This is a genomic window from Blautia caccae, from assembly GCF_040095955.1.
GTDB classification, from domain to species: domain Bacteria; phylum Bacillota; class Clostridia; order Lachnospirales; family Lachnospiraceae; genus Blautia; species Blautia celeris.
In genome coordinates this window covers 1-912 of the sequence record NZ_JBBMFP010000087.1, presented here as the reverse complement: position 1 = coordinate 912, position 912 = coordinate 1, and the positions used below count along the sequence as shown (strand labels likewise).

Below are 912 nucleotides of genomic sequence, written 5' to 3'. Positions count from 1 at the left end.
CATGGCAGATGTAATAGCCTTCCCTGGTCCACTGACTTTTTATAGTCTGCCAGCTCCTTACTGGCTCTGGTAAACTCCTTATCCATCTGTCGCACCTGATCTGGTGTTATACCCAGGTCCTCGTATTCTCCCAGTGTATGTATCAGTAAATCTTTAAAAGTGTAGCTGTTTTCACCACATGGCAAATTGTCCGCAACTCCATGTGTGCCATCCGCATATGTTTTGGTTAATCTTTTCATATCCGCTCTCCTTTACGCATACCCATCAATCGTGCCAACTCTCATCCATTCGCCATCCATGTTATTTCCAAACCTGTAAATATCCCCGTTTAGTGGATATTCCGCAATCACGACAATAATCGCATCACCATATCTCTCCATTACCTGTTCTTCTATTATTTTAAGGGAAATAATATCATCGAACCCGGCATTCCTCCATTCCGGTATAAATAATTCTCTCTTTGATTCCTCCCCGTTTTGATAATCAACCAATACTGTGAGATCGCATCCACCCCATTTACTAAAGTCCTCATCCTCGGGATTTTTTATTTTTTCCATGCCTATACCTCCTCCGGCTTCAACGGGAGTCCCCAGCACTTTTCACATCCATCTTGGCAACATTCATTTACTCTCCACCTTTCTCCCATTTCGCGCACCAACCACGGCACATCATCCGGACATAGCTCTTGCACGATCCGGATCCGCTCTGACTCAAGATACCTGTCAAGCAACGTTTGGCCTTGCTTCAGGAGATCAGCTTCTTTCATCCGGCCAATCTGACGATCAATCTTCCGTTTCATACTATCCTCAACAGCATCCTGTATACCCAGAAGGTATTCTATCTGCATGATCATAATGCGTACATCTCCGGCCTCTTCCGCTATATGCTCAATCGTATAGTGATACTGCGGGT

3 protein-coding genes are annotated in these 912 nt (G+C 44.7%); all 3 read right to left on the bottom strand.

All coding sequences use genetic code 11. The features are described 5' to 3' along the window. Window positions 1–239, bottom strand: a 239-nt coding sequence (locus WMO65_RS26305; protein ID WP_349064893.1) for a hypothetical protein, incomplete at its 3' end; no start/stop codon positions are given. A 12-nt stretch (window positions 240–251) separates the two neighbouring features. Further along, window positions 252–557, bottom strand: a complete 306-nt coding sequence (locus tag WMO65_RS26300; RefSeq protein WP_148394026.1) for a hypothetical protein — start codon at window positions 555–557, stop codon at window positions 252–254. 2 nt (window positions 558–559) lie between these two features. Further along, window positions 560–912 (bottom strand): nucleoside triphosphate pyrophosphohydrolase family protein (locus WMO65_RS26295; RefSeq protein WP_349064891.1); only part of this gene is annotated, 353 nt, incomplete at its 5' end.